This is a genomic window from Pseudomonas sp. NBRC 111133 (assembly GCF_001320605.1).
Taxonomy (GTDB): domain Bacteria; phylum Pseudomonadota; class Gammaproteobacteria; order Pseudomonadales; family Pseudomonadaceae; genus Aquipseudomonas; species Aquipseudomonas monteilii.
The window spans coordinates 1-20,856 of the sequence record NZ_BCBJ01000088.1 but is presented as its reverse complement, the minus strand read 5'-3'; the positions used below and the strand labels follow the sequence as shown (position 1 = coordinate 20,856).

At 56.5% G+C, this 20,856-nt stretch carries 23 protein-coding genes, 1 tRNA gene and 1 pseudogene; 9 read left to right on the top strand and 16 right to left on the bottom strand.

Translation table 11 applies throughout. From position 1 onward, the window contains the following. Positions 1–8 precede the first annotated feature (8 nt). The 12 genes from yejK to APH36_RS20900 form a co-directional block, all read right to left on the bottom strand. Positions 9–1,013: a nucleoid-associated protein YejK gene (gene yejK / locus APH36_RS20955; protein WP_023660696.1), complete on the bottom strand. Its 1,005-nt coding sequence runs from the start codon at positions 1,011–1,013 to the stop codon at positions 9–11. Next, positions 1,013–1,246, bottom strand: a complete 234-nt coding sequence (locus APH36_RS20950; RefSeq protein ID WP_023660695.1) for a hypothetical protein — start codon at positions 1,244–1,246, stop codon at positions 1,013–1,015. The genes yejK and APH36_RS20950 overlap by 1 nt, the downstream gene beginning before the upstream one ends. Then, a complete protein-coding gene (locus tag APH36_RS20945; RefSeq protein WP_023660694.1) occupies positions 1,239–1,766 on the bottom strand; it encodes a hypothetical protein in 528 nt (175 codons plus the stop codon). Before APH36_RS20945 ends, APH36_RS20950 begins: the two co-directional genes overlap by 8 nt. Positions 1,767–1,940: 174 nt before the next feature. Next, positions 1,941–3,287, bottom strand: coding sequence for a replicative DNA helicase (gene dnaB / locus APH36_RS20940; protein WP_023660693.1), 1,347 nt, complete (start codon positions 3,285–3,287; stop codon positions 1,941–1,943). Then, entirely contained in the window at positions 3,284–3,982 is a 699-nt protein-coding gene (locus APH36_RS20935; RefSeq protein ID WP_031324260.1) for a DUF2786 domain-containing protein, read from the bottom strand. The genes dnaB and APH36_RS20935 overlap by 4 nt, the downstream gene beginning before the upstream one ends. After that, on the bottom strand, positions 3,982–4,224 hold the full coding sequence (locus APH36_RS20930; protein ID WP_023660691.1) for a hypothetical protein: 243 nt from the start codon (positions 4,222–4,224) through the stop codon (positions 3,982–3,984). The genes APH36_RS20935 and APH36_RS20930 overlap by 1 nt, the downstream gene beginning before the upstream one ends. Continuing rightward, positions 4,221–4,973, bottom strand: a complete 753-nt coding sequence (locus APH36_RS20925) for a hypothetical protein (RefSeq protein WP_023660690.1) — start codon at positions 4,971–4,973, stop codon at positions 4,221–4,223. Before APH36_RS20925 ends, APH36_RS20930 begins: the two co-directional genes overlap by 4 nt. Next, on the bottom strand, positions 4,966–5,853 hold the full coding sequence (locus APH36_RS20920; RefSeq protein WP_055985452.1) for a ParA family protein: 888 nt from the start codon (positions 5,851–5,853) through the stop codon (positions 4,966–4,968). The genes APH36_RS20925 and APH36_RS20920 overlap by 8 nt, the downstream gene beginning before the upstream one ends. Before the next feature lie 266 nt (positions 5,854–6,119). Beyond that, positions 6,120–7,415 (bottom strand): NAD(P)/FAD-dependent oxidoreductase, encoded by a 1,296-nt coding sequence (locus APH36_RS20915; protein ID WP_060500123.1) that lies wholly within the window; start codon positions 7,413–7,415, stop codon positions 6,120–6,122. Between the two features lie 84 nt (positions 7,416–7,499). Beyond that, positions 7,500–7,673: a DUF3094 family protein gene (locus tag APH36_RS20910; protein WP_013970765.1), complete on the bottom strand. Its 174-nt coding sequence runs from the start codon at positions 7,671–7,673 to the stop codon at positions 7,500–7,502. A gap of 132 nt (positions 7,674–7,805) precedes the next feature. Then, positions 7,806–8,435, bottom strand: a complete 630-nt coding sequence (locus tag APH36_RS20905) for a DUF1780 domain-containing protein (RefSeq protein WP_013970766.1) — start codon at positions 8,433–8,435, stop codon at positions 7,806–7,808. A gap of 55 nt (positions 8,436–8,490) precedes the next feature. Then, entirely contained in the window at positions 8,491–8,922 is a 432-nt protein-coding gene (locus APH36_RS20900) for a hypothetical protein (RefSeq protein WP_060500126.1), read from the bottom strand. 86 nt (positions 8,923–9,008) lie between these two features. On the opposite strand from APH36_RS20900, the gene APH36_RS20895 reads away from it, so the two are divergent. After that, the gene (locus APH36_RS20895; RefSeq protein ID WP_060500122.1) at positions 9,009–9,716 is read left to right on the top strand and encodes an energy-coupling factor ABC transporter permease; all 708 of its coding nucleotides are present in this window, start codon (positions 9,009–9,011) and stop codon (positions 9,714–9,716) included. Positions 9,717–9,839: 123 nt separating this feature from the next. Here the strand turns inward: APH36_RS20895 and yacG are convergent, their stop codons facing one another. Genes yacG through APH36_RS20875 form a run of 4 tightly spaced genes read right to left on the bottom strand, consistent with a single transcriptional unit; the run spans position 9,840 to position 12,737 of the window. After that, positions 9,840–10,040 carry a DNA gyrase inhibitor YacG gene (gene yacG / locus APH36_RS20890; RefSeq protein ID WP_016484797.1) on the bottom strand — a complete coding sequence of 67 codons (201 nt, stop codon included), beginning with the start codon at positions 10,038–10,040 and terminating at the stop codon, positions 9,840–9,842. Further along, positions 10,037–10,660 (bottom strand): dephospho-CoA kinase, encoded by a 624-nt coding sequence (coaE, locus tag APH36_RS20885; protein ID WP_060500121.1) that lies wholly within the window; start codon positions 10,658–10,660, stop codon positions 10,037–10,039. Before coaE ends, yacG begins: the two co-directional genes overlap by 4 nt. Then, on the bottom strand, positions 10,660–11,526 hold the full coding sequence (locus APH36_RS20880) for an A24 family peptidase (RefSeq protein ID WP_060500120.1): 867 nt from the start codon (positions 11,524–11,526) through the stop codon (positions 10,660–10,662). The genes coaE and APH36_RS20880 overlap by 1 nt, the downstream gene beginning before the upstream one ends. Before the next feature lie 2 nt (positions 11,527–11,528). Then, entirely contained in the window at positions 11,529–12,737 is a 1,209-nt protein-coding gene (locus APH36_RS20875) for a type II secretion system F family protein (RefSeq protein ID WP_060500119.1), read from the bottom strand. A 216-nt stretch (positions 12,738–12,953) separates the two neighbouring features. On the opposite strand from APH36_RS20875, the gene APH36_RS20870 reads away from it, so the two are divergent. The 8 genes and pseudogenes from APH36_RS20870 to APH36_RS32135 all read left to right on the top strand — a co-directional run bounded on the left by APH36_RS20870 (position 12,954) and on the right by APH36_RS32135 (position 20,302). Beyond that, positions 12,954–13,364 carry a pilin gene (locus tag APH36_RS20870; protein WP_060500118.1) on the top strand — a complete coding sequence of 137 codons (411 nt, stop codon included), beginning with the start codon at positions 12,954–12,956 and terminating at the stop codon, positions 13,362–13,364. A 71-nt stretch (positions 13,365–13,435) separates the two neighbouring features. Then, positions 13,436–13,511 (top strand) — tRNA-Thr (locus APH36_RS20865). Between the two features lie 164 nt (positions 13,512–13,675). After that, positions 13,676–15,004, top strand: a pseudogene (locus tag APH36_RS20860) (tyrosine-type recombinase/integrase). A gap of 1,154 nt (positions 15,005–16,158) precedes the next feature. Beyond that, complete coding sequence (locus APH36_RS20855; protein WP_256219307.1) at positions 16,159–16,914, top strand: hypothetical protein; 756 nt, start codon at positions 16,159–16,161, stop codon at positions 16,912–16,914. An 82-nt stretch (positions 16,915–16,996) separates the two neighbouring features. After that, the gene (locus APH36_RS20850; RefSeq protein ID WP_060500116.1) at positions 16,997–17,830 is read left to right on the top strand and encodes a TIR domain-containing protein; all 834 of its coding nucleotides are present in this window, start codon (positions 16,997–16,999) and stop codon (positions 17,828–17,830) included. A gap of 535 nt (positions 17,831–18,365) precedes the next feature. Then, positions 18,366–18,950: a hypothetical protein gene (locus APH36_RS20845; RefSeq protein WP_060500115.1), complete on the top strand. Its 585-nt coding sequence runs from the start codon at positions 18,366–18,368 to the stop codon at positions 18,948–18,950. 375 nt (positions 18,951–19,325) lie between these two features. After that, complete coding sequence (locus APH36_RS20840; protein ID WP_060500114.1) at positions 19,326–19,688, top strand: mCpol domain-containing protein; 363 nt, start codon at positions 19,326–19,328, stop codon at positions 19,686–19,688. A gap of 2 nt (positions 19,689–19,690) precedes the next feature. Further along, positions 19,691–20,302: a hypothetical protein gene (locus APH36_RS32135; RefSeq protein ID WP_060500113.1), complete on the top strand. Its 612-nt coding sequence runs from the start codon at positions 19,691–19,693 to the stop codon at positions 20,300–20,302. Positions 20,303–20,856: the final 554 nt, after the last annotated feature.

The following is a 20,856-nucleotide window of genomic DNA, read 5'->3' as shown; positions in this document are numbered from 1 at the left end:
TGTTCTCCTTACTGGCGGCGCTTGAGTTGGTCGGTGAGCTGAGTGGGCAGGTTCTTGATCGTCAGCGAGCCGGTGTCGGCGTCGTAGGTGACGTTGGAACCGAGTAGGTGCGCCTCAAAGCTGATCGACAGACCTTCGGCGCGGCCGGTGAAACGGCGGAACTGGTTGAGAGTGCGCTTATCGGCCGGGATCTCCGGGGATAGGCCGTAGTCGCTATTGCGGATGTGGTCATAAAACGCCTGAGGGCGGTCTTCATCGAGGGTCTGGGACAGCTCTTGAAGAGAGAGGGGCTGCCCCAGCTTCGTTTGGGTGGTGGCATAGTCGAGCAGCGCGTGGGTTTTCTCCCGGGCGCTTTCTTCTGGGAGATCTTCTTTCTCGACGTAATCGGTGAATGCTTTGAGAAGCGTGCGGGTTTCACCTGGCCCGTCGACGCCTTCTTGGCACCCGATGAAGTCGCGGAAGTAGTCCGAACTCTTCCTGCCGTTTTTGCCTTTAACGAAAGAAATGTACTGCTTCGAGTTTGGGTTGTTGCGCCACTCGCTCAGGTTGATCCGGGCCGCGCAGGAGAAGTTGCTGGTGTCCAGGTAGCGAGAGGCGACAACATTAAGATCACCGTCGAGGCCGACGGTTTCGACCTGCTGGAGGACAGCGATCATCAGGTATTCAGTCAGGCCTTGTTGGTAATGGCTGAAGAGCACGTGGCCGCCGGTAGACAGGTTGACCTCTTCAATCAATTTCTGCAGGTGTTCGACAGACACACGGCTGAAGCTGGTGAAGTCTTGCTGCTCCTCCAGGTACTGTTTCAGCCAACCGCTGAATGGGTACGCACCCGACTCCCCATGGAAGAAGCCCCACGCTTTGCCTTGCTTGGCGTTGTAGCTGTCGTTCAGGTCGGCCTGGAGGTTCTCGACGGCATCCGTAGCCGGTAGCTCTGTGTCACGAGCGTGAAGTACGGCCGGGTTGCCGTCGGGCTGCTTATCGAGCTGGTGAACGATTGCATGTCGGATTGGCATTATTGAATCCCCCGGGACATGTTGTTTTGGGCCTCGGCACGGCGGAGCAGCGCTCGAGTATTGCGCTCGGTACGGCGGTCGCTGGGCGTGCAAGACGTGAAGATCGGTGTAAAGCCGGACTTGCTGAATTTCAGATGCCCGCTGTTGGAGCGGGAGAGAGTCCAGCCTTCGGAGAGGGCGAATTCGGCAAGCCGGCGAACACTGTCGTGCGCGCCGCGAAGGAGGTTACGCATTGGATCCGGCCTCCTTCTGGCAAAGCGCATCACCGGCTTGGATGGCCACGATTTCCGGAGTGCAGCCGGGGTATTGAGTGGCCAGGTCGGTGAGGAACTCACGTGCTGTTTCGCGCGATCCAGGAATGCGGAAGACCACGGTGCAATGATGAGCCTCGTCATCGGAGCTGGTCAGATAGGGGGTTACTGCCACCTTCAGACCGCAGCTCAGGAGATGTCTTGGTACCCATACGGACCAGAAATAGTTGGTCAGCAGGGCTGGTTGGCCAAGAAGGGTCGCTGCCAGCGTTCCAGCATCATGGCTTTCCAGCTCGATGTACTGCAGCCGGGCAAGCTCTTGCATAGCCTCATTCAGCTCAACAGGCACCGTGGTTTCACCGAACTGGGTGAGCCGTGAGATAACCTGGCCGAGAGCATCCAGCCAAACCGCGTTGACGCCAGAGTGGTGCGCAAAGGCCAAGGCCGACTGGTCGGTGTTTGCGATCGCAGGGATCGAAGGGTAGATCTGCTCAACTTGCATTGGGCACCTCCGAAAGAGGATTGAGGTCGTAGCTGCCGCAGACCGGGCATACCAGGACCTCTGCCTCACCTTCAGGGGTGTGCTCGGCGGGATGCACCTGCCGTACTTGATGCAGTGCGAAGTGCCGGCCACAGCTATGGCAGGCATGCGTAATCGGATGGGGTTGCATGGACGTCATGCGGCAGCTCCTTGCCAATGATCGGCAGTGAGGTTTGCGAATCGGGTTTGGTTGGCGATGAAGGCAGCCCGGACATAGCCGACGGGGCCATTGCGGTGTTTACCAATGATCAGTTCGGCAACGCCTTTGAGTTCGGTGTCCTCGTTGTACACCTCGTCCCGATAGACAAAGAGGATGAGGTCCGCGTCCTGCTCGATAGCCCCGCTGTCCCGTAGATCAGCATTCACAGGGCGCTTATTGGGACGGCGCTCGAGGTCCCGATTGAGCTGGGAGAGGGCCATGAACGGGCAGTTGAATTCCTTGGCGATCCCCTTCAGTGATCGGGATATTTCGCTGATTTCGTTGACCCTGTTTTCTTGACCAGGACTCCGCATGAGCTGCAGGTAGTCCGCCATGATCAAGCAAGGCTTCCCGAAACGCCGGCTAGCACGTCGAACCTTGGCTCGCATAGCGGCAGGGGTCAGGTTCGCGCTGTCATCGATGACCAGTCGGTTGCCATAGGCGTTCATGCGATGGACGGCGGCTGATAGTTTGGGCCAGTCCTCATCCTGCAGCTGACCCGAAAGTAGCCTGCTCAGATCGATGTGGCCCAGAATGGCCAGCATTCGATAAATCAGGGCCTCGGTAGGCATCTCCATGCTGAAAACCAGCACGATCTTGTCAGGCGAATTGGTCAGCGCAGCATCGACGGTGCTCAAGCAGAACGAGGTTTTGCCCATGGAGGGGCGCGCGCCTACGATGATCAGATCGGCTGGCTGCAAACCACGGGTCATCTCGTCAAGATCGGTGATCCCGGTCGGCACACCGGTCACGGTCACATGGCCATTGAAATTGGCGTCGATCTTGTCGACGACAGAGAGCAATGCCTCATTCATGTCGGTGAATTCGCTAACCACACGACCTTCGCCCAGCTTAAACAGCTTCTGCTCTAGCGTGTCCTGGACCTCAGCCGCGTCAGCGGCGAGTTCAGCAGCGTCCCGAGTCCCCTGAAAACACAGGGACATGATGCGGCGGAGATGGGCGCGGTTGCGCACGATCTCAGCATACGACCGGATATTCGCTACAGACGGAGTGTTCTTGGCCAGCTCTGCCAGGTAGGAGAGGCCTCCAACCTCCTCAGGGATGGCCATCGCCTCAAAAATCGTCACTATATCGAATGGGCTGTTTTTCTCTGACAGCTCCTGGATGGCAGTGAAGATCAGCCTGTGTTGGGATAGAAAAAAGTCGTCGGCCTGCAGTAGATCACCGACCAGATCCCAGGCTTCGTTGTCCAGCATCAGCCCGCCCAGAACGCCTTGTTCAGCCTCGACGGAATGAGGAGGGGAAAGGATCAGATCGGTCATCTGGCACCTCCCTGGGCAATTCCTGGCTGTTCACTGCGGCCTACTCCCCGGTGGAGCTGAGCACGCTGACCCTGCTTAATTCCTTCGTACAGCGAGCTACGATCGTGGCCCTTGGCTTCGCTTGGCGTGATGTCGAAGCGCTTCAACTCAGGGTGATGTAAGGTCAAGTAGGCACTGATATCAGCCTGGATATCTGGGGCTAGGTCACCAGCGAATTCTCGAACTTTGTAGGCCACTGCCCCGATCCAGCCCTCAGCAAAGAGTTGGCCGCGACGTCGTTTGGTCTTCAGCTGACACCGTTTCTGCTGCGAGACATGCTCGCGACGTGCTTTCTGCAGTTGCAGGACGAGGCTGCTGTAGGCATAAGCAGCCAGATCCGGGCCGATACCCTTGCCCAGGAACTTGAAGCAGTACCCTTTCAATGGGTGGTAGTAGGAGAGGTGGCTGCAGTCGAAAGCGGCTGCGCACGTTGCGGCCAGGGAGTGCAGCCAATCAGCGGGGGAGCGGCGAGTGCCAGTGGGGACGCTTGTTTCTAGAACCTGGCTGGCTCGAAGTTCGTCGGACTCGATGTTGTACTTGGCCATGAGCGAGCGGGCCTGGCGCAATGCGGTTGCGGCCTCGTTCGTGTTTGCCCCCGGACTATTGGCCAAGGACATCAGCTTGGTGACCTTGTCGAGGATCTTCTGCTTGTCCATCATGAACTCTCCCCGGCGCGGCGAGGTCGGCTGCGCAGCGCGGATGCGATCAAGGCCAGGGAGTTCAGTACGCCGAAGACACAGAGCGCATAGGCTGAGTAGACCGCTCCCTGCAACGCGAGCTCGACATGGGGGGCTTTGAAGATCGAGCCCAAGCCATAGGCAGTGGCCAGTGCCACAGAGCAGTTCATGAGATACAGGCAAAGCGAGCCCGCGAATTGAGATATGAGGGCAAAGCTCATGCTTGGCCCTCCTGCCTGTCCGCTGCAGGCACCAAGGCCTCTTGCCAGAGGCGAAGGGTCTCGCGTTCGTCTGCTGTCAAGGCAGCCAAGCCTACAGCTTCGGCCACTTTCTCCTGCAGGAGCCGCAGGCGTTCCTCAACCGATGAACCATCGTCATAAGCAAGGTGGCTGGTCAGGTCGCTGATCATGAAGTAGCGGAGTGATCTGACATTACCTGCTCGGTGTTGCTCCACTGAATGCCCATGGAGCCGAGCAGGTGTCTTCAGCTCGTTTCTGATGTAAACGTTGAATTCAGAAGGGTTGTAGGAGGTGTTTAACTGCCGTGCACGATTCAGAATGAGTGCGGCTTTGATCGTCTCCAGCAGTTCTTCGTGAGTTTCGGTAGGCAAGGGGAACGTACGGGCTACCAGCTGTTTCGACTGAGCATCACGCGCATCTTGCCGGCGTTTCGTTTCTTTCTCGGAACGAACGCGCTTTTCCTTCGCATGGGTCACGTTGTGACCGATCGAATCAACGAGTTGTGCGGCACTACGCAGTAGATCGCGCTGTTCAATGCTCAGAAGGTCACCGAGCGATCCGAGCAAGCCGGCACCCATCTTCCAACCGTTGGCTAGCTTGTGCAGGTCTCCAGACGCGGATGTCAGCTTTTTCTGGATGCCGCGTAACTCATTGGAGCTGTAGAGTTTCCCAATCCTGAGGACTTCATCGGCCGTGATCCCGGCAGCCTCGGTTATCGCGTGCTTACTCATCGCGGCGGGCCTCCTTGGCGATCTCGGCAACACGCTCTTCGGTCATTGCCTCGAAGCGGTCTTTCCATTCTGGGAACGCCTCGATAGCCAGGTTGCGGATGACGTTCAGCGCCGACGGCGACTTACGGTTCGACGGTTGACGATATTCAAGCCGATGCGCTGGCACGCCTTGGCTCGCGGCTTTCTTGAAGATGACGGCATCTGGGATGATCGATTGCAGGACGGTGTAGTCAGGGTTCCCGTCGAAAATTTCACGGACGGTACGGTGGATCTCGCGTGCGTCAGCAGTTTCATCCAGGCCGTTGATGATGATGTTGATGTGGGGAATGGTGAGGCCGAGGCGTGCGTAACTGCGCAAGCCATCCATCATATGGATGGTCCCACGGCTGAATTCGCGCGCGGCCAACATGTTCGGGGGGAGGGGGGAGAGGATGATGTCGGATGCAAGAACGACCATCTCCAACATCGCAGAGCGGGCGCCCTGGGTATCAAAGAGGATGAGGTCGTAATTGGCATCGAAAGCCGACATCAGGTTGGCTAGTCGCAGTCTGCCATCAGGCGCCTGCAGTATGAGGTTGTTGAGCTGGTTGTTGGCGTCGTTCGAGATGATGACGTCGAGATTCTTGATCGACGTGCGGGAGATGATCTTGGCCGGGTCGGTCTCGTTGTACGACAGCAGCTCGAAAATGCCGCCCGGGGCGGTGTACTCCAGGGGGAAATAGGAGGATGCGGAAGGCTGGACGGGGTCCAGATCGATGAGGAGGGTGCGCAGCCCGGCGTCTGCAGTGAATGCCCCCAGATTGGTGGATCCAGTGGATTTACCGGTGCCGCCTTTGGTGGAAACCTTACCTGCTCGTCTTGCTTTCTTCGGATGTGTCATTGCCATGCCTCTAATGTGGATTTCATTAGAGGCTGCTTAGCTAGGCGCTGGAATGGTGCTTAAAACCCCTCCCTAGGTGGAAATTTCGGCCTAGATCCCAATTGTCTTTTAACCAATTGGTCGTAGGTTCGAATCCTACACGACCCACCATGAACAAAGGGCATCTCGAAAGAGATGCCCTTTTTCTTTGCCTTGCAAAAAGTGCTGAACCCACAGCCGGTAGATGAGCAAAAAGAAGGGCCGCATCAGCGACCCTTGGCTTTCAATCAGTGCAGCTTCAGCCGCGGCTCGGTACCCCGGCCAATCTTGCTACCCAGCATCATCAACGCTGTACGGAAGAACCCGTACAACGCCATCTGGTGCATGCGGTACAGCGACACGTAGAACATCCGCGCCAGCCAGCCTTCCAGCTTCACGCTGCCCATCAGGTTACCCATCAGGTTGCCTACCGCCGAGAAGCGCGACAGCGACACCAGCGAGCCGTAGTCCTTGTACTCGTAGGTCGGCAGCGCCTTGTTCTCCAGGCGCGCCTTAAGGCTTTGCGCCAGCATCGAAGCCTGCTGGTGCGCGGCCTGTGCCCGTGGCGGCACACTGCGGTCGCTGCCTGGTTGCGGGCAAGCGGCGCAGTCACCGAAAGCGAAAATGTTGTCATCGCGGGTGGTTTGCAGGGTAGGGCGCACGACCAGCTGGTTGATGCGATTGGTTTCCAGCCCGTCGATGTCTTTCAGGAAGGCCGGCGCACGGATACCCGCCGCCCACACCTTCAGGCTGGCCTGGATCACTTCGCCGTCCTTGGTTTTCAACCCGTCCTCGGTCACTTCACTGACCGCAGCGTTGGTCATCACCTTCACGCCCAGTTTTTCAAGGGTCTTGTGCACCGGCACGCTGATGCGCTCTGGCAGCGCCGGCAGCACGCGCGGGCCTGCCTCGATGATGGTGATGTGCATATCCTTGGGCTGGATGCGGTCCAGGCCATAGGCCGCCAGTTCGTGTGCGGCGTGGTGCAGCTCGGCCGCCAGTTCCACACCGGTGGCACCCGCGCCGACGATGGCGACGCTGATTTTTTCACTGGCCACATCGCCGGCATGGGCGCGCAGATAGTGGTTCAGCAGCTGTTGGTGGAAGCGCTCGGCCTGCTTGCGGGTGTCCAGGAACAGGCAGTGCTGCGCCGCGCCCAGGGTGCCGAAGTCGTTGGTGTTGGAACCTACGGCAATGACCAGGGTGTCGTAGCCCAGGGTACGCGCAGGCAGCAGCTCGCGGCCCTCTTCATCGAGGGTGGCGGCCAGTTGAATCTGTTTGCCTTCACGGTCCAGGCCGCTCATGCGCCCCAGTTGGAAGTTGAAGTGGTTCCACTTGGCCTGGGCCACGTAGTTCAGTTCGTCTTCCGAGGAGTTCAGCGAGCCGGCAGCCACTTCGTGCAGCAGTGGTTTCCAAATGTGCGTGAGGTTGGCGTCGACCAAGGTTATTTCGGCCTGCTTGCGCTTGCCCAGGCTTTTACCCAGGCGGGTCGCCAGTTCCAGGCCGCCGGCGCCGCCGCCGACAATCACGATGCGATGAGTCATGGGGATATCTCATAAGGTTTACGGAATTCGTGGCCCAGAGGGCCGGCCGCAAACTGCACGAGGGGAGGGCGAGCGCGAAGCAGCTCATAGCACCAGTCCACTGAGCAGGCGGCTGATGAGACCCAACCCGATGGTCACGGCCACCACCAGCACAAGGAGCAGCCACGGCCGGAAAGGCCTGCGCTCGACTTGGTGCTGGGGGGCTCGCAGATACTCATCGACACGACGCTGATCTTCCGGATTCAGGCGGCTGGTCATGGTGGGCCTCGTCAGGTAGACGTTTGTGACTGCGCAAACGCTACAGCGTTCGCGCAAGCGCTTGAAACAAATGATAATGCTTTCTATCCCTGGCGCCGAGTGTACGCCATCGCAAACATTCGCTGCACTGGATCAAAGACTGATGCCCACGTCGAACACGATGCTGCGGCCCAGGTTGCCGCGCAAAAAGTCTGGCGCGTCTGGGTGGGCGAACAGCACCCGGGCAAAGGTCGGCCCCACCAGCGACAACGAGCGCCAGCCCTGGCGCAGGTATTCGGTAGGCGGCGGGAAGTGGGTGTTGAGGTCGAGCACTTCGCGCTTGAGGCTGGCGAAGGCGATGATGTCCAGCTCGTTCAGCTCCAGCCCGCGTTCCCGATAGTTGTGCGCCTTCTTGCGCAAGGTCGGCGCCAGGCGCCCCAGCAACTCGGTGGCACTAATGCGTCGGGGGCGCGCTTCGCGGCGCACCAGCTGCGCCAGGGAAAACGCACTGCGCCGGCGTTGCAGCTCTTCGCGCCATTCATCGTTCAGCCGGCGGCCTTCGTCGAGCACGAAAAATACCTCGAACGCGGCATCGCGGAACAGCACGTCTGGCGGCTCCTGGCCGGCCGGGGTGAAGTCCTCGCTGCGGTAGGGAATGTTCAACCCCTGCAACAGACGCTGGCACACCCAACGCTCCCGCTCCCACTTGCGGGCGTTGGAGAGAAAGGCATTGGCTTGTTCGGCCTGGATGGTAAGCAGGCGCAGGTAGTCTGAGTCATCCATGCAGACAAGCTTAGCCGCTAATCGATGACGGTAAGATGCTGTTTAAGCGCGGGAATCAGCGCAACATCGGCCACTGCTGCACCAGCCCGACCAGGTGCACCAGGCCGAAGCCCAGGCAGATCAGTGAACTGACCACGATAAAACGCTGCGAACGCCCGGTGCCCGCCAGCAATCTGGGCCCCAGCAGGCCACGCAGCAGGTACACCAGGGTGATGAGGCAGATGGCCGGCAGCAGCAACGGCAGCCGCCCGATTGCCCCGGCAGCCGACAGTGCATAGGCCGACCAGGCCAGCAACACGAAGGCGATCGCGGCGGTGATCAGCGCCGGGTACCAGCGGCCCTTTTCGGCGGCAACCGCCATACGTTCGCCGGCCCCGAACAAACGGTACCAGCGTGGCCCAACGGCGATCACAGCCAGGTGAAGTACGCCAATGATGGCGTTGAGTGCTGCTGCCAACAGCAGGGTGGGGTTGATTCCTTCCGGCATGGCCAATGCTTCCTGCATCGAATGAGGGCGCCAGCCTACCGCAGCCGAAGGAAACGGAGAATGGGTGTAGACTCGGGTTTATCCACATGGCCGCAAGGGGCATTGCTCAGGTGATCAGCGCGCAGGTGTTGTCCGGTACCACCCTTACCCTTGGCTGGCTGGGTTATGTACCGTTGCTGGTGTGGGCGGTCAGCCGGGTGCGCTGGGTAGAACTGTTCACCGACCGGCGCCGGCAGCATCTGTTGTTTGGCACCGTGTTTTGCCTGTTTGCGTTGTGGCTGGTGAGGCGTGATTTCGATACCGGTGTGTCGTACCACTTCATCGGCATGACGGCAGTTACCCTGTTGCTGGACTGGCCCCTGGCGGTGCTGGGTGGGTTCATGGCCCAGCTCGGTCTGCTGGCGTTGGGGCGGCAGGATTTGGCGGCGCTGGGGGTGAATGGCTTGTTGCTGATTGGCTTGCCGGTGCTGATTACCGAGGTGTGCGCGATCGTGGTCGAGCGCGCTCAGCCGCGAAACCTGTTTGTTTATATATTTTGTTCGGGGTTCTTTCCTGCGGCGCTCACCGTGCTTGTTTGCGTGCCTGCAGCGCTAGGGGTGTTGTGGCTGGATGGGCGTTTCGCCATGCCGGAATGGCTGAGCGACTTTGTGGGCTACCTGTGGCTGATGATGTTCCCCGAGGCGTTCATCAACGGCATGGTGATCAGTGCGCTGGTGGTGTTTTGCCCGGAGTGGCTGGAAACGTTCAACCGCACGCGGTACTTGCAGGCGCCGTGGAAGGAAGATGATCGGTAAATGTGTGGTGGCTGTGCCGGCGCTTTCGCGGGTAAACCCGCTCCCACAGGGACTGGCGTTGCACTTTCTCTGTGGGAGCGGGTTTACCCGCGAAGAGGCCAGCCCAGCCACCTTGAAATCCGCTTAGTGCCGCGGCTCCAGGTCCCCCGAATACAGCTCATCCTCAGACTCTTCAGCCCCCGGAATCTTGTGTTCCTCAGCCGCCCAGGCCCCCAGGTCGATCAGCTTGCAACGGTCCGAGCAAAACGGCCGGAACGCGCTTTTCTCGTTCCATTCCACAGGTGCGCCACAGGTCGGGCAGTCGACGGTCAATGGCTGGCTCATGGCTGGCCTCCTTTCAAAGTCAGGTAAAAGTGGTGCAGGCGGTCAATCTGCTGATGCAGCGCGGCCAGGTCGCCGTCATTGACCACCACGTCATCGGCATGGCGCAGGCGATCCTCACGGGCCAGTTGGGCCTGCAAAATGGCCTGCACCTGCTCGGCACTGGTGTTGTCCCGCGCCAGGGTACGGGCTATTTGCAGTTCCTGCGGCGCATCGATCACCAGCACGCGCTGGGTCTTATGGTATTGCCCCGACTCGATCAGCAGCGGCGAGACATATACCGCATACGGCGACTGGGCTTTGGCCAGGTAGCTGAAAATCTCCTGCCCGATCAACGGGTGCAGCAGTTGCTCCAGCCATTTGCGCTGCGCCGGGTCTGCGAAGATCAGCTGGCGCAGGGCGGCGCGATCCAGCTGGCCGTCGGCCTGCAGCACACCCGGGCCGAAGCGCTCGACAATGCTGGCCAGGGCCGGGCGGCCGGGTTCAACCACCCAGCGCGCCGCCTGATCGGCATCGACCAGGTGCACGTCAAGCTCGACGAAGCGCTCGGCAGCGGCGCTCTTGCCGCTACCAATGCCGCCGGTAAGGCCGAGAATCCAGGGGGTAAAGGCTGCAGTGGCCATCAGTATCCAAGCAGTTGCATGTAAGAGGCGACTATTTCATCACCCCAGAGCACGGCAATCCACCCCGCAATCGCCAGATAAGGCCCGAACGGCATCGCCGTGCCCATGGCATGCCGGCGCAGACGCAGCAGGCACAGGCCAACCAGCGCCCCCACCACCGACGACAGCAGCAGCGTCAACGGCAACACCTGCCAGCCACCCCAGGCCCCGATCAGCGCCATCAGCTTGAAGTCGCCATAGCCCATACCTTCCTTGCCGGTGACCAGCTTGAACACCCAGTACACCGTCCACAGGCTGAGGTACCCGGCCACCGCGCCCCACAGCGCGTCGGTAAGCGGGGCATACAGGTTGAAGGCATTGACGATCAGCCCCAGCCACAGCATCGGCAGCACCAGCATATCCGGCAGCAATTGGTGTTCTGCATCGATCAGGCTCAGGGCCAGCAGGCACCAGGTCAGTGGCAGTGCCAGCAACGCCTCTACCGAAGCGCCAAAGCGCCACGCCACCACCAGCGACAGCAGCGCGCTGGCGATTTCCACCACCGGGTAGCGCGGGCTGATACGGGTTTTGCAGGCTGAGCAACGCCCGCGCAATGCCAGGTAACTGATGACCGGAATGTTCTCCCACGCGCGAATCTGATGCGCGCAATGTGGGCAGCGGGAGGCGGGCAAGCACAGGTCGTACCGTTCGTGTTGCGTAACCGGCAGCCCCAACACTTCTTGTGCCTCACGCTGCCATTGCCGCTCCAGCATGATCGGCAGCCGATACACCAGCACATTGAGAAAACTGCCCACCAACAGGCCGAGCAGCGTGGCCAGGGTGAGGAAGTACGCCGGCTGCTCTGCCAGCAAAGTCCATAAAGTCATGTTCAGATCAAGCTACCCAACTGGAAGATCGGCAGGTACATCGCAACCACCAGGCCACCGACCAGCAGGCCCAGGATCAGCACGATGGCCGGCTCCAGCAGGCTGGTCAACTGGTCCAGCGCCTGGCTGACCTGTTCCTCGTAATGGCTGGCGGCTTTCTCCAGCATCTGGTCCAGCGTGCCGCTGGATTCACCGATGGCCGTCAGCTGCACCAGCAACGGTGGAAACAGCGGTTCACCCGCCATCGCCTGGTTCAGCCCCTGCCCATTGGCCATGCCCTGGCGCAGCCGCAACACCGCCTGCTCGTGCAGATCGCCACCGGTTACCCGGGCCACCGTGCCCAACGCATCCAGCAACGGCACCCCGGCGCTATAGGACGTTGCCAGGCTACGCGCAAACCGCGCCAGCGCCGCCTGCCCCAGCAATTTGCCGAACACCGGTAAACCCAGCACCTGCCGAGATAGCCACAGGCGCGCTGGCGCATGCTGCCGGTAAACCTGACGCCCGGCAAAACCTAACACCGCAGCCATCACCAACAACAGCGGCGCAAACCGACTCAACCCTGCGGACAAGTCGATCACCCACTGGGTAAATGCCGGCAAAGCTGCCCCTACACCGGCAAACAGGCTCTCGAATTTCGGAATCACCTCAAGCAACAAAATCGCCGACACCCCCAGCCCGGTCAGCAACAGCAGCAGCGGGTAGATCATCGCCTTGCGCACCTTCTTGTGCAGCGCCCGCCGCTGTTCCAGCATGCCCGCCAGCTGCTCCAGTTGCCGATCGAGCGTGCCAGACTGCTCGCCCACCCGCACCAGGTTGCAATACAGCGCATCGAACCATGCCGGGTGGCGCTGCAACGCATCCGCCAACCCCAGGCCCGAGGCCACATCCTGTTTCAATCGCTCCAGCAACGCCGCCTGCGCCGCATTGCAGCCACTGCGCCCCATCACCTCGAACGCCTGCAGCAGCGGCACGCCGGCCTTGAGCAAGGTCGCCAACTGTCGGCTGAAACCCGCCGGGTCGGCCTTATCGCGCTGCTTCGGCAAACTGAACGTCAGCCCGCTGGCCGGGCGTAAACTGGCCACCGTGATGCCCTGGCGAATCAGCCCGGCGCGCACATAAGCCGGACTGCGCCCGGGTGTTTGGCCGCTGACCGGCGTCCCGTTGGCGTCGGTGCCATGCCAGCGGTAGAGGGGGGAAGATGAAGTCATGCAAAGGTCCTTTTTCTGCCCGTGCGACAAGCCTGGAAACAGCTTGCCGCGTCCATGCAAGGGCGCGTGTCCGTGATGCTCACTAGAGTAGTTCAGCGAAGATGACGCCCAAGCGGGCAGGGGTGACAAAAGGTGTCTGTTCAGGCCTACTGCGCCGCTGCCGGTTGGGGCGCAACCGACCTCAACGTGTAAGCGAATGAAAAAGGAAATACGTTCATGAAAGGGCAACGCGGTATCACCCTGATCGAACTGATGATCGTTGTCGCGATCATCGGCATTCTGGCGACCATCGCCTTACCGATGTACACCAACCACCAGGCACGCTCCAAGGCGGCGGCCGGGTTGCTGGAAATCAGCGCGCTGAAGACAGCGATGGACCTGCGCCTGAATGACGGGAAAGACGTGGGGGGCGTGGCCGAGCTGGGTGGCCGATCTGCCACGACGCATTGTGCGATCACCGCCGAAGGCAAGGCGGCGGATGGCAGCGGGAAGATTGCTTGCACGCTGGTGGATGCACCGGCCAATGTGGTGGGTAAGGCACTGACCCTGACTCGCTCGGCCAGTGGGTGGGTGTGCACTACTGACATCGAGGAAGACCTGGCGCCCAAGGGTTGCAACGGGGCTTGAGGGTAGGGGATTAAACTAGCGGAAACAGGGGTTTGCGTTGCGGGTGTGAGCAGTGGTACGTTGCGCTACACGCCGGTGTAGCTCAGTCGGTAGAGCAGCGCACTCGTAACGCGAAGGTCGCAGGTTCGATTCCTGTCTCCGGCACCACATCCAGCTCCACTGCATTCCGCTGAATGCTTTTGAAGCCCTCTAAACCGGCCTTCTGGCCGGTTTTTTATTTCCACGACCCTCCGTCGGGAACCAACAAAATCCCCAATAACCGGGGGTATTTTTGGGGTACAGCGTCTTTCCTGAATGGAGAACGTACCCCTATGCCACGTCTAGCCGTTCCGCTCAGCGACCTCAAATGCCGCACGGCCAAACCGCGTGATCGTGCTTACAAACTGTTCGACGGTGGGGGTATGTACCTGTACGTCGCGCCCAGTGGCTCGAAGACTTGGCGGCTACGGTATTTCAAACCCAACGGCAAGGAAGGCACGCTGATCATCGGCAAGTACCCCATCGTTTCATTGGCCGTCGCGAGGACCAAGCGCGATGAGGCCAAGGCACTGTAGCTCGATAACCTTGACCCGATGGAAGAAAAGCAGAAGGCGAAGATTGCTGCCCAGCGGGCGAGTCTTCTCTTTGAAACCGTTGCCCTGGAGTGGCATGTCGAAATGTCACGGCGTTGGACCGAGGGCCATGCCAAGACGGTGCTGAGCAGGTTGCGTACCCATGTGTTTCCACTAATCGGCCAGCGGCCTATCGCTGAACTCGACACCCATGATCTTCTTGAGGTCACCCAGCGGATCAAGGATCGCGGCACCATGGATGTAGCCTTGCGAGTGCAGAACTATTTATCAACGATCATGCGAGGTGCGAAGCGGGCGCGGCAGATTACTCAAAATCCGGCGCTCGATCTGGCCGGCTCGATTCAGGCGCCGCGTACTGTGCACCGTCCAGCACTCTCGCTGAACCGCCTTCCTGAACTGTTGGATCGAATCGACAACTACACCGGTCGCGAATTGACCCGGCTCGCAGTGCTGCTGACGCTGCATGTATTCGTGCGCTCCAGTGAACTGCGCTTTGCGCGATGGGATGAATTCGACCTGCAACGGGCGATGTGGGAGATCCCCGATACCCGCAAGCCGATTGAAGGCGTCCGCTATTCCACACGCGGGACCAAGATGAGTGGAGACATTCAGATAGTGCCGCTGTCGCCTCAAGTCATCGAGATCCTTGAACGGCTGCGCAGCTTGAATCGCTTCTCTGAACTGGTTTTGCCCGGTGACCACAGGTACTGGAAACCCTTGTCGGAGAATACGGTTAACCAGGTGCTGCGAAATATGGGGTACGACACCACCAAGGACGTGTGCGGGCATGGTTTCAGGACCATGGCTTGTAGTGCCTTGCTCGAATCAGGGTTGTGGACGGATGCGGCGATTGAGCGGCAGATGAGCCATCAGGAGCGTAACCGCGTTCGCGCCGCTTACATCCACAAAGCCCAATTTCTGGAGCAGCGTCGGTTGATCATGGCGTGGTGGAGTAACTACATCGATGCCAACAGATCGGGTCATGTCACCCCGCATGAGTTTGCCCATCCGGTAGGCGACAACGTCACCGCCTTGCCAAATGGGCATGGCGCATTCAATCGCGGGTGAGTCTGAAAGATCGGCGCTGGCTGCTCTTTCACGCGGGTCCATCCAAACAGGGCTGCAAAGCCGCCCTGTTTGGATGGACCTTACTCTGAAGAGCTAAAAGCCACGATGTTGTCCGGGATTTACCACGGAATTCCACCGGTGGATAACTAACTTTCACGTCCTAAATAGCGCTGAATTTCGATCCTTGACCGGGTTTATCCACAGGCGTAGAACTGGTCGTGCAAGCGCTGTCGATGACAGCACCCCAGGTGACCTGAACCTTAAAGGTCACGCCGCTCCCGCGGTGGTTCTCCCCAAGGGCGATTCGCATCCGGCAGCTCGCCCGGTCACTACCCATGTGATGGATGCTCTTACACATATGGCGCTCGTGCGCCAGATACACCGTACCTCGCTGCCCTGCAGCAATCTATCCGCTTGGCCGAATATTGCGCCAACCTGTGCCCGTCTCTTTCTTCTGGAAAGAGACGGGCACTTCTACCACTGCTGCAGCCCTGATCGCACCTGGCTTTGCGGCATTCCCCCTCGTGACAATCGGCGTGACAAACGCGGATGTCACCAGCAACAGCCTTGTAGATGATGGTGCCGCAGACCACGGAATGGACTGCACCTGACTGACAGTCAGGCATGCCCCGGTCATCGCATTGCTGCTTGCACCTGGCTCAGGATCTCGCGGCACTGGTCTCGTCAGCCAATGCAGCCTCCACCCGCCCACCGGTAACGGTGCTCAGGAGGCCGGATCATGAGATGCCCTTGCTCTTGGTCGTAAAGAGCCGTCAGTCCCGCGCTAGAGGACATCCCCACAAGTCGCAGGGGCCTTGATCCCTGATAACACTCAACATTCTTGGCGGGATGACGTGGGGGACGATTCCACGGCTGCAGATGTAGATTGGTCATTGAGTCGCGTGGCATGAGGATCGTGCGCAATTCTGCCGATGTAAATCGGCCCCAGCGGGGCCGCTTCGCGGGCATCAACCGGGTGTGGCTATCACAAGCAAGGCGTTAGAGGTCTGGCACACCGTATTCGCTGTACGGGGAATTTCGGCTGGCAGAATGCTATTCACAGCTGCTGCTTAGGGGCTGCCAGAAAAGGGGGGGGAGCCATCAGTGGACACCGTGATGGCAAAAGGATAGCCTGCGGCTAGGAGTGAGCAATTATGTTGCCTGCTCTTAATGTTGGTAAGTATAAAACTGTACATGGATTGAGTATGATTTATCTCGGGGGCACGGATTTTTATATCGACGTACCGAGTTTGCCTCGGCACGAATTCGAACAATACTCTACTAAATTGTTTGATGAGTGGGAGGCGTATGTTGAAAATGCACTAAAGATTCCAGATTATTCACTTGCGCTTGAGGTTGAAGAAGGCTCAATAAAGGGCAGTGCTAAAATTGCCGCTGCACTTGGCGCAATTTATATTGGTATAGGTCAGTACGGTTCGTTTATTTCAGGATTGCAAACTATTCGAGGTCAGGTAAGCGCAGTAGGGAGTTTTTTGGCTGCTCAGGCATCTACATCATTTTCTTATGGTAAAGTCAAGCCAAAAATAAAAAAATATAATGGTGCTTTGGGTGACTTGCAGCGATTGTTTAATAAAGTTCAGCGGGGTGAAATTACTGCTGAGCAGGCAATGCTGAAGGCTGAACTTATTCTTGGTGATGAAGTAAGTTCTGAGCCAAGCTTCATGGTTGAATTAAAAGACTCATTTGAAAGTACGACGTTGCTAACTAAGCAGTTGGACCTGCCTCTACATAATTTTGAGCAAGACTCTGCCCTTCAACCTGGCAATAAGATGCGTAAACCACGCGTGCCACGTCCTAAGCCAGAACTTCCTATTGGACAACAGTTTCGTGTGGAAGTTTGGCGGGATTCGAAGAAAGAGAAGAGAAAGGTGAGGGTGATTCAGTTGTAGCCACAAAGGGGACTGGTTTAGTTCTCATAAAATGAATCAGTCCTATTTTTTTTGGTCCGAGTCGAGTTTTTAAGGAAGTAATATGAGAAAGCCTAGAATATTTATAGCTTCAGCGGTAGAAAGTTTAGATGTGGCTGATGCATTTAACGTAAATCTAGATCATCAGGCTGAGGTGACGGTTTGGAAACATGGGTTTAACCTTTCTCAGAATACGATTGACTCCCTGGTAAAAATGGCGGAATCAGTTGACTTTGCAATTTTTATTTTTACACCAGATGATATTGCAGAAATCAGAGACCAACAAAAGCACGTTGTTCGTGATAACGTTCTTTTTGAGCTTGGACTGTTTGTCGGTACTTTAGGAAAGGAACGATGCTTCATAGTTAAGCCTCGAGACACCGAACTGCACTTTCCGACCGATCTTTTGGGGCTTACCCCAGCAGATTACAATGGAGGAAGGTCTGATGGGAACTTGGAGGCTGCTGTAAATCACCCATGCGTTTTAATTAAGAAGGAAGTAGCAAATTTAGGCTTGCTTTCACAGGATCTTAATATTAATACAAAGCCGCGGAGGAAGGCTGGATACAATTACAAACTTGGCGACGTTGAGCATCGTCTGTTGGCAAAAGTTCTTGAAAGCTACGCTAGCTCACCAGATGGTGTATCTGTATGGAGCACATTCAACAATCTAAAAGGAGTCGAGCAAGGGGTGCTGAGTTTAGCGGCGATTAAGCTGGAAAGAGTAGGGTTTTTAGATAAAAGTATTGCTATAGACCACGAGTATAATGGTTCTGAATATTATTCGTTCACAATAACTGCTGATGGCATTGATTATTTGCTGGAAAACGAGGAGTTGCTTCATAAGGCAAGTAAAAAAGTAGATGCTGTTGATTTGAATTCGGATATTCCGTTCTAGGTCTATATTTCGCTATTAAGGGCTGTTTTTATAATGGCGTAAAAAGCAGCCTTTCTGTAGTTAAGTGCAGGTGAGCAACTGATTAAAATCGTTCGTGCGCTAGTTTTGAGAGCGTGTAGGCCGCTCTTAACGTGATCGTTATGCAAAAAAATATCACCGATGTATGTAATATCAAGTTATACCACGACACATTCGAGACTGATGGTAACGGCTTTGCGTTGTCGCGCGATTCTGTCGTAGGTGCTTGCCGATCTGCCACATGAAATGCGGCCAATTTGGCATTGGGATTGAGAGGTGTTAATCCGAAGCCTGTCACAACGGACCGGCAGTGGCCGATAGCTACCCTCCAATCAAGGACGGCAATGGGTCGATAACGGTCATCCACGAACGGCAAGTCTCGACCCAAAGCTGAGCGTGCCGACAATCGTGAATGACGGTGGTTCTCCTTGCAGGGATTAGTCAGGCGCTGCGGTGTTAGTCGCCGCCGCTGTATCAATTACGCATTGTGTGGGCACAGTGACTAGATCTAGACTAGATGGGTGGCGATTTGCTACCTTTCGGTTGTTTTGGCCTATTGGAAATGGAATTTATGAGAATTGTCCCAGTTCTGGGTGCTTACGCCATCACGGCGTCGCTTGCGGGGTGTGCTGCGATGGAAGTTAAACCCTATCAGCCTGCACCTGAAGGTGTTGCGATTGTAAAAAATCAATACGGCAGCTACAGCGTAGAATCCATTAGGATTACAAAGCTAGGCCAAAAAGCAGGAGCTGACGCACTTCAATTCTGCTTTGCACAGAATGTACCTGGGATTAGTGGCGCTCCGTTGTTCAATCCATCGAAGACCAGAATCACCGTTCAGGGTAAGGATCAGGTGACCTTCATTGTCCCTATGACGATGGGTACGCCGTTGGCATATGAAATGGCTTTTTCCCTTACTCAAAGTCAGTCTGCCAATGCTCAAATCTATGTATTTACAAATTTGAAAATTAGAGGGACGTGGACTGCCAATGAGGCTCCGTTGCCGGGAACGATGGAGGCGAACCAATATGTCGATAGCGCACGTGCTAAAGTAGACAGTATCAGCAATGCAATCAGTAATTGTCTTGCGTCGGAAGTGTAGATCGTCCGCTTCTTGGTCCTGCCAGAGCTGCCTAGAGATTAACTGACGTGCGACTTGAGCATTGGGGTCGGTAAAAATACATCCGTCCCCATTTTCGAGTGACATATCCCAAAGATCTGTGATTTTTGGGCTCAGCGATATGACGCTGAACTGGTATGCACTAGTTGACGAACTGACGGTCGTGGCCCCTGTGGCAACGAGCCACCTGCTGATAATAGTTGAGGTTCTGTACTAGGCCTCAAGCGAAGCCTCAACGCTAGCCTGCCCTATACCTGCCATATCCTATGGGTTGGGTAGATTCGCCACCACAGTCACTGCAGAGACTCCATCATCATGCTACTATGCCATCCAGACTGACCGCAGCGCGTGGTGGCTATGAAATTCATTACTATTGATGGCGATGATATTGGGCAAAAAATCACATCGGCATATTTAAATAATAATGCGAAAGAACTCGTTCGAGTTAACGATCTTGTCCAAGAGAAAACACAATCTGTCGCAGATTTTTTAAAGTCTCAAGGCTTCGAGATACTTTTCTGTGCCGCCGACGGCGTCGCAGGATCTATCGACTTAGAGTTTGATAAAAACCTGATCTTTTCGCAGATCAAGAAAATTGCAGAGAAAGAAATTTCTTTTTCTGTCGGCGTTGGGTTGACACTGAGAGAGGCCTATGTCGCTTTACTTTCTGCTAAGAGCAGTGGCAAAGGACGACTACATGATTTTAGTGACATGGAATAAAAATGTTTAGAATAATAAATTTCAATATTATCATTAAAATTCTTGTGATTGCCACTACGCTAATAAGCATAGCCACCTATCTGATTTGGAAGCGATGGGATTCCGAGTTGTCGCTGATTAATATAGTAAAAATTGCTCCATGGGCTGCACTTTTTGTTATTTTTTTGCTTACAAAGAACTTTTTCGCTCGCCGCATATGGAAGCTGGCGAAGATATTCTACAGGGATCTCTTTCCAGATCTAAATGGAATTTGGGAAGGGGAGATAATTATTTCAGAAACAAAATCAATACCTGCTCGCGCGAGCATTAGACAATCTTTTATACGAATGCAGATCGACATTCATACTGAAACTTCGAAATCTGTCACGCTAGAAACTACACCGACTATTGAATTTGATCAGTGCAAAATCTACTATCACTACCGAGCGATCCCTAAAAACCCTCAGTGGGACGAATATAGAGGTTTTACAACTTTCGATATTCGCACCGTTACCACAGGCTCTCACGATGCTCTCGAGATTTCAGGAGCCTATTTTACTAGTCGCCAATCGGTTGGCCGAGTCAGGTTCCGCCAGCTAAGTCCTGATGCCTCAGGCGACGTCTCGTACTATTAGTAAATAGCCAAAACTTCCTCAACAACTTTTATTTGCAATTTTTAGCGGAGGGCTAGTGTGGATCAAATATTCACGAGCCCTACCCATCTCTACGCGGCAGGCGTCGACAACGCTGTACCCTTGAGGTTTTCTGCGTCCTTTCGTCCCCAGTACTGAAAATTTTACTTACAGTGCGACAGCGTGCTGGCACATCGGCAATCCCGAGTTTGATTCCATCGAGCACAATAACTAGCTGATCTATTTATAGTTACTGGTTGGGGTACGATGAATCTTCCACCGAATTCCTGATCCGCAGAAAGCCTGGCTTCTCCAGAAGAAACCATTCGTCTAACTCCGCACCAGTCAGCTGTATCAATACGTCTCCCCTTGTATACGAAACCCCAAGAAAAGCCCGCTCTGTGCGGACTTTCTTGTTTCTACCTATCTCGTTCTGTATCTGGCTATCTACCAAGACTCTCTCCAGAGGGCGTACCATTAATTGGGGGCGGGTATACGTATCCGGACGAACTCCCATGTGGGTTATGCGCCACCTCTATGAATCGCCCCGGGTTCCC

Excerpts from the sequence above, each read along its gene's own strand:
- APH36_RS20845 (WP_060500115.1), top strand. The coding sequence starts at position 18,366 with ATGGGTGGCGATTTGCTACCTTTCGGTTGTTTTGGCCTATTGGAAATG.
- yejK (WP_023660696.1), bottom strand. The coding sequence starts at position 1,013 with ATGCCAATCCGACATGCAATCGTTCACCAGCTCGATAAGCAGCCCGAC.
- APH36_RS20905 (WP_013970766.1), bottom strand. The coding sequence starts at position 8,435 with ATGGATGACTCAGACTACCTGCGCCTGCTTACCATCCAGGCCGAACAA.
- coaE (WP_060500121.1), bottom strand. The coding sequence starts at position 10,660 with ATGGCCACTGCAGCCTTTACCCCCTGGATTCTCGGCCTTACCGGCGGC.
- APH36_RS20855 (WP_256219307.1), top strand. The coding sequence starts at position 16,159 with ATGTTGCCTGCTCTTAATGTTGGTAAGTATAAAACTGTACATGGATTG.
- APH36_RS20930 (WP_023660691.1), bottom strand. The coding sequence starts at position 4,224 with ATGAGCTTTGCCCTCATATCTCAATTCGCGGGCTCGCTTTGCCTGTAT.
- yacG (WP_016484797.1), bottom strand. The coding sequence starts at position 10,040 with ATGAGCCAGCCATTGACCGTCGACTGCCCGACCTGTGGCGCACCTGTG.
- APH36_RS20840 (WP_060500114.1), top strand. The coding sequence starts at position 19,326 with ATGAAATTCATTACTATTGATGGCGATGATATTGGGCAAAAAATCACA.
- APH36_RS20945 (WP_023660694.1), bottom strand. The coding sequence starts at position 1,766 with ATGCAAGTTGAGCAGATCTACCCTTCGATCCCTGCGATCGCAAACACC.
- APH36_RS20950 (WP_023660695.1), bottom strand. The coding sequence starts at position 1,246 with ATGCGTAACCTCCTTCGCGGCGCGCACGACAGTGTTCGCCGGCTTGCC.
- APH36_RS20935 (WP_031324260.1), bottom strand. The coding sequence starts at position 3,982 with ATGGACAAGCAGAAGATCCTCGACAAGGTCACCAAGCTGATGTCCTTG.
- APH36_RS32135 (WP_060500113.1), top strand. The coding sequence starts at position 19,691 with ATGTTTAGAATAATAAATTTCAATATTATCATTAAAATTCTTGTGATT.
- APH36_RS20875 (WP_060500119.1), bottom strand. The coding sequence starts at position 12,737 with ATGACTTCATCTTCCCCCCTCTACCGCTGGCATGGCACCGACGCCAAC.
- APH36_RS20915 (WP_060500123.1), bottom strand. The coding sequence starts at position 7,415 with ATGACTCATCGCATCGTGATTGTCGGCGGCGGCGCCGGCGGCCTGGAA.
- APH36_RS20870 (WP_060500118.1), top strand. The coding sequence starts at position 12,954 with ATGAAAGGGCAACGCGGTATCACCCTGATCGAACTGATGATCGTTGTC.
- dnaB (WP_023660693.1), bottom strand. The coding sequence starts at position 3,287 with ATGACCGATCTGATCCTTTCCCCTCCTCATTCCGTCGAGGCTGAACAA.
- APH36_RS20920 (WP_055985452.1), bottom strand. The coding sequence starts at position 5,853 with ATGACACATCCGAAGAAAGCAAGACGAGCAGGTAAGGTTTCCACCAAA.
- APH36_RS20880 (WP_060500120.1), bottom strand. The coding sequence starts at position 11,526 with ATGACTTTATGGACTTTGCTGGCAGAGCAGCCGGCGTACTTCCTCACC.
- APH36_RS20895 (WP_060500122.1), top strand. The coding sequence starts at position 9,009 with ATGGCCGCAAGGGGCATTGCTCAGGTGATCAGCGCGCAGGTGTTGTCC.
- APH36_RS20850 (WP_060500116.1), top strand. The coding sequence starts at position 16,997 with ATGAGAAAGCCTAGAATATTTATAGCTTCAGCGGTAGAAAGTTTAGAT.
- APH36_RS20900 (WP_060500126.1), bottom strand. The coding sequence starts at position 8,922 with ATGCCGGAAGGAATCAACCCCACCCTGCTGTTGGCAGCAGCACTCAAC.
- APH36_RS20925 (WP_023660690.1), bottom strand. The coding sequence starts at position 4,973 with ATGAGTAAGCACGCGATAACCGAGGCTGCCGGGATCACGGCCGATGAA.
- APH36_RS20910 (WP_013970765.1), bottom strand. The coding sequence starts at position 7,673 with ATGACCAGCCGCCTGAATCCGGAAGATCAGCGTCGTGTCGATGAGTAT.